The organism is Lishizhenia sp. (assembly GCF_033720595.1).
Classification (GTDB): domain Bacteria; phylum Bacteroidota; class Bacteroidia; order Flavobacteriales_D; family Crocinitomicaceae; genus Lishizhenia.
On sequence record NZ_JAWWCF010000204.1, the window covers coordinates 1 to 4,707 of the forward strand.

At 36.8% G+C, this 4,707-nt stretch carries 4 protein-coding genes and 1 pseudogene; 1 reads left to right on the top strand and 4 read right to left on the bottom strand.

The window, feature by feature from the left end; genetic code table 11:
* The 4 genes from R3333_RS12450 to R3333_RS12465 all read right to left on the bottom strand — a co-directional run.
* Positions 1–932, bottom strand: a 932-nt coding sequence (locus tag R3333_RS12450; RefSeq protein ID WP_318959102.1) for a DUF4369 domain-containing protein, incomplete at its 3' end; no start/stop codon positions are given.
* A 101-nt stretch (positions 933–1,033) separates the two neighbouring features.
* Positions 1,034–2,209 (bottom strand): FtsX-like permease family protein, encoded by a 1,176-nt coding sequence (locus tag R3333_RS12455; protein ID WP_318959103.1) that lies wholly within the window; start codon positions 2,207–2,209, stop codon positions 1,034–1,036.
* A gap of 3 nt (positions 2,210–2,212) precedes the next feature.
* Positions 2,213–2,854 (bottom strand): ATP-binding cassette domain-containing protein, encoded by a 642-nt coding sequence (locus tag R3333_RS12460; protein WP_318959104.1) that lies wholly within the window; start codon positions 2,852–2,854, stop codon positions 2,213–2,215.
* Between the two features lie 55 nt (positions 2,855–2,909).
* A complete protein-coding gene (locus R3333_RS12465; protein ID WP_318959105.1) occupies positions 2,910–4,400 on the bottom strand; it encodes an NAD(P)/FAD-dependent oxidoreductase in 1,491 nt (496 codons plus the stop codon).
* Between the two features lie 84 nt (positions 4,401–4,484).
* On the opposite strand from R3333_RS12465, the pseudogene R3333_RS12470 reads away from it, so the two are divergent.
* A pseudogene (locus tag R3333_RS12470) lies at positions 4,485–4,707 on the top strand (hypothetical protein); the annotation flags it as partial.

Sequence of the window (4,707 nt, forward strand, 5' to 3'; positions counted from 1 at the left end):
CAGTATGCCAAGTGTTCACCTTTTTCATTTTGTGGACACCAGTAATTCAAAATCATGTGGTGGTAACCTTTGTCCATCCCCATTACTTTAGAACGTTGAAAGTGTAAAGTCGTTCTAAATACCAATAATTTGTACATCGTAGAAGATGGATCTACTTGTTGGATGAAAGGAGTCATGTATTTCACAATGGTATCAGGGTTTTGAACCATGTGTTTTTTAGAAAAGAAGTATTCAATTTTCGATTGAATTAGAGGAACTCTTGCTAATCTATCATCTGTAAGATCAACATTGTCGAAAAAGTGCTCCAATTCATAATAATACGTGAAGTTTGGATTGATAGGATTTCCTTCTTCGTCTTTTGGCGCCTCAGGAATATTAATGTCCATCGCCATTTTAATGATTTTAGAAACCAATAAATTGCTATGGTTATCTACGATACTTTGTTGGTAAGCAACAACTTCTTGTGTGATAGCATCTTGTTGTTCTGTAATTGCATTTTTACCGGCTTCATCATCTGCGGCTAAAGTCTTTAATTGCGTGCTCAATGCATTCGCTTCAGTTCTTTTTTGACTAAAGAATTTTTGGTAGTCGTAGAATACTTTGTTTTCCTCAGACTCCTTAATCTTCATCGTTTCAGATAAGTTACTTGTACCTGCTTCTATATGAACATTTTCGTTGTTGTATATAAAGTCGAAGTATCTAGCTCCCTTAATAGAGAAGGTATACATTCCTGGTTCCTGCTTGCTACCATCAAAGCTAAAAGCTCCGTTTTTAACTTGAGCAGTATCTGCGTAATACATACTTGAACCTTCGTAACGAACCAGGTAAACAGTCGTGTCTTCAATACCAGTTATTTTAAACTTCATTGTTTGTGCCTGTCCCGGAAGTATGTACGCCGTTAATAAGGTAAGAATTAGCAATAATCTTTTCATGTTCTAGTTTTTGAATATTTTGAAGTTACAGTTAAGACGCGCCAAAATAAGAAAGGGATATAATTTTAACACAATTTTAACGAAATAATACAACTTGTTTGTCATTGAGTTTTCTCTATCACTTTTTTAGCATTCAAATGGTTGAATAAACTATACAAGCTAAAGACCCCAAGTACGGCCAAGATACTTTGCCATGTATAGGTGTGATCAATTAAAATTCCTCCTTTTTCAAAGAGTGCGTCAATAAATAGTTTGGCCAATGCAAAAACGGCAATACTACTAAGGGTAATCAGTGCGAACACCTTTACAAAGTAGTTGCTTATTCTTTTAGTAATCAATGCCGGAGAGTATCCTATATGTAATAAAGTGGTTATCTCATATTTGTTTTTAGCCATCAGCAGTTGAGCGTATTGTAGTAGTACTAAAATGGATAAAAAGATAGTAAGTATACTGATGAAGAATAAGATGCTGAACAAAGTACCTGCTATACTTTTTAGTTTCCCAATTAACACAGAGCTTTCTTTAGGTTCTAAATGGTTTGCTTCCATGTATTTTTCAAATTCACCGAAACGACCTTCTTTAATGGCTGTCATCAAGTGAGTAACCTTTGCAGGTACTGTACTTGGGAAGTTTTTATTCCCGTATTCCATAAAGGCAGTAGGTACTAAAATGGCACTCATTTCATTGGTGAAACCTATAATCTTTACAGCAAATTTTTCCTTGCGATTTTCATTGGATACGGTAAACTTAAATTTTACACGCTTTGCTAATTCATCAGAAACCTGGGGAATTCCTTTCGCAGAAGCAAAAGTATTCATCATTACTAAGAATTCTCGCGGCATGATAACAGGTATAAAATCATCTCCCGGCTGCCATTGCCAGCTCGCATCATCTACTTTTAAAAAATTGTGATCTACTGTTTGTACAAAAATATCCGTACTGAAGTAGGGGATTAAGTCACTGTCGGTTTTAATAGAAATGTCAAAACTATTGTTCAATATGGGAGAAACGCTTTCCACGAAGTCTTTATCTTCCAAATGTTTAATTTCTACTTTTCCAAAATCTGTTTTCCCTAAGGCTAAAGAGTTATAGTTACTCACTTTTTTTTGTACGATAAGCGTATTGCTTCCTAAGATTTCCTCATCCTCTCCAAATTCGTTCACCCTAATAAGGTAATGGAAGGAGGTGATTAAGAAGGTAAATCCTAAAAAAGCTCCTAAAAAGGCTAAGATTAACTGTAACCTCGATTGATTTTTAAATAATATCTGGTTCAACATAGCTTACAGTTTTAATTCTACTTGATAATCGTACCCGTAAAAATCACCCAATGTGGTTAAGATAAAACCTGCTTTTTCTTGGTGGCAAACGCGGTCAATTAACGCTAAGCTCTTACGCGCATTTTCGGCGTCGAGGTGACTAAAAGGTTCATCTAAAATAATCCAATCAAAAGGTTGACATAGCGCGCGGATAATAGCAACACGTTGTTGTTGCCCTAAAGATAGATTGGCACATCTTTCGTTTGTTTTATGGCCAATTTCAAGTTCATCCAACATGTCTTGAAGCTCTTGTGGGCTATATTTATGATTGAGTTGGTTTTTAATTTCAAGATTTTCCATCACCGTAAGTTCTGGAAACAGTTGTAAGTCTTGATAAACCACCGCGATTTTTGAACTGCGATACTCGGCCCATTCCTCCTTGGTTAAATCTTTTAAAGTAACCTCACCGAAACGGATGTTACCTGTATAATTATCTCTTATACCCAGAAGGGTAGTGGTGAAGGTTGTTTTTCCTTTTCCAGATGAAGCATTAAGTACAACTTTACTTTGAGCTTCTAACTGAAAACTATTTCCCCAAATACTCTCAGCGCTGTGTTCAACATCGGCCAAGTGCTGGGGCATTACATTATTGAAGCTTATTTTCATCTTTGATTTTTAAACTTGAGTTTCAAATACCATTCCACTCAAGTAGTATTCTGGTTTACAGTCTCTCTAAGGGAGTTTTAACTCCGTCAACCAAACTGTAACACGCCAGTTTATCCTTGAATACCGAACTTTTAAAGATGGATTTATTTAGCAGCATACGCACACACTCCTGAATTCCCTCAACAATAGAAGGGTGAGGGTGTACCAATTCTGCCAACACTTCTATTCCTTGATTCATTTGAATTAATAGTCCAACAGCTTGTATTGCAGTTGAGGCATGTTCTCCAACTGCGCGCATTCCTAATATTTTCATTTCATCATCGTTGGTAACAATGATTTTAAAGAAACCTTGGGTTTTACGCATGGCAATAGCTCTTGCAATAACGCTGTAGTCTATTTTTACCACCTTAACGGGAATGTTCTTTTCTATACATTCTTTTTCATTTACACCTACTGCAGCCACTTCGGGGTTTAAGAACATGATGGTACAAACGTTGTCGTAACTGATCGGTTTTTTTACCTCTCCAAAAATTCTTTCTACCGCATGACGAGCTTCAATTTCTCCCATATTCACCAAAGCAATCCTTCCAGATAAATCTCCTACGGCATAGATGTTTGGGATGTTAGTTTGGGTGTCGTTGTCTCCAATATGAACACCACGTTTAGACATCTCAACACCGGCATTTTCGATGCAAAGTCCTTGGATATTCGGTGTTCTACCTACAGAAAGTAAAGCTTTTTCAACTTGAATAGTTTCTTTACTTCCATCAGGATAAGATAATTCGTATTCAACTTTTCCTCCTATGTTTTCTAAGCGTTCTAATTGCGCCTCATGGTGAATGGTTACCCCTCTCTTCTCTAAGTTGCTTGCCACCAAGTTCGAAATGTCTTCATCCTCAAAAGGAAGAATTCTATCCTGTCTATCAATCAGGTAAACCTTAGTTCTTCCAAAATTGGCGAAAATGGTAGCGTATTCACAACCAATTACCCCGGCACCGACGATTACGATACTTTCAGGGAAATCTTTGATGTCATCTATTCCATCTGAGGTAAGGATTACATCTTCATCCACGTTCATGTTTGGGAGTTTCCTTGGAGAACTTCCAGTGGCAAGAATTATATTTTCACCCCAAATGGTCTTTTTAAAGCCTTCATGATCGATTTCAACCTCATTTTTATTCAGCAGTTTTCCATGACCACGTTCGTAATGGAACGACTGATTCATGGATTCTGTTTGAAGTAATTTGATGTGACAGCTGTATTGAAATTTACGTTCGAAAACCGCTTCGTCTAAGGTTTTTTTAATTTCCTTCCAAGAAGGTTCAAACGGTTCTCTTCCAAACGAATATATGGTTTCGTTTACGTTTCGGACACGTTGTGAGAGTTCCCACAAAGTCTTGGAAGAAAGCGCACCGTTGTATACACCGGCACCACCCACTCGTTTTTTTTCAATTAAACAAACTGATCGTCCAAAATCTATAGCCCGCATGGCCGCTGCATATCCAGCTGGACCACCACCAATTACTATTAGGTCAAATTTTTCCATAATGCTTCGTTGCATTAAATATAGTAAGTGATTTTAGATTTTGAATTCTATCTTTCAATTAATCTTTATAAATAGGGAGATTTGATGGGGGAAGCTCTATCTTTGTTTTTAGTTATGGCAATGAACGAAGAATTCAAAGAAGACCTTATTGAGGCAAAGAAAAAACATCCTGATTACGTAAAATTGGTGCGTAAACTAAAAAAGATGAAGCCCAAGAAATTGGACAATTTAATCAATGAGGAGCACGATAAGCAATTCGAAAATATAGATTGTTTAGATTGCGGGAATTGCTGTGCAACCACAAGTC

What these genes read in the sequence shown, in the direction of transcription:
- R3333_RS12465 (WP_318959105.1), bottom strand. Translation starts at nt 4,400, where the DNA reads ATGGAAAAATTTGACCTAATAGTAATTGGTGGTGGTCCAGCTGGATAT.
- R3333_RS12455 (WP_318959103.1), bottom strand. Translation starts at nt 2,209, where the DNA reads ATGTTGAACCAGATATTATTTAAAAATCAATCGAGGTTACAGTTAATC.
- R3333_RS12460 (WP_318959104.1), bottom strand. Translation starts at nt 2,854, where the DNA reads ATGAAAATAAGCTTCAATAATGTAATGCCCCAGCACTTGGCCGATGTT.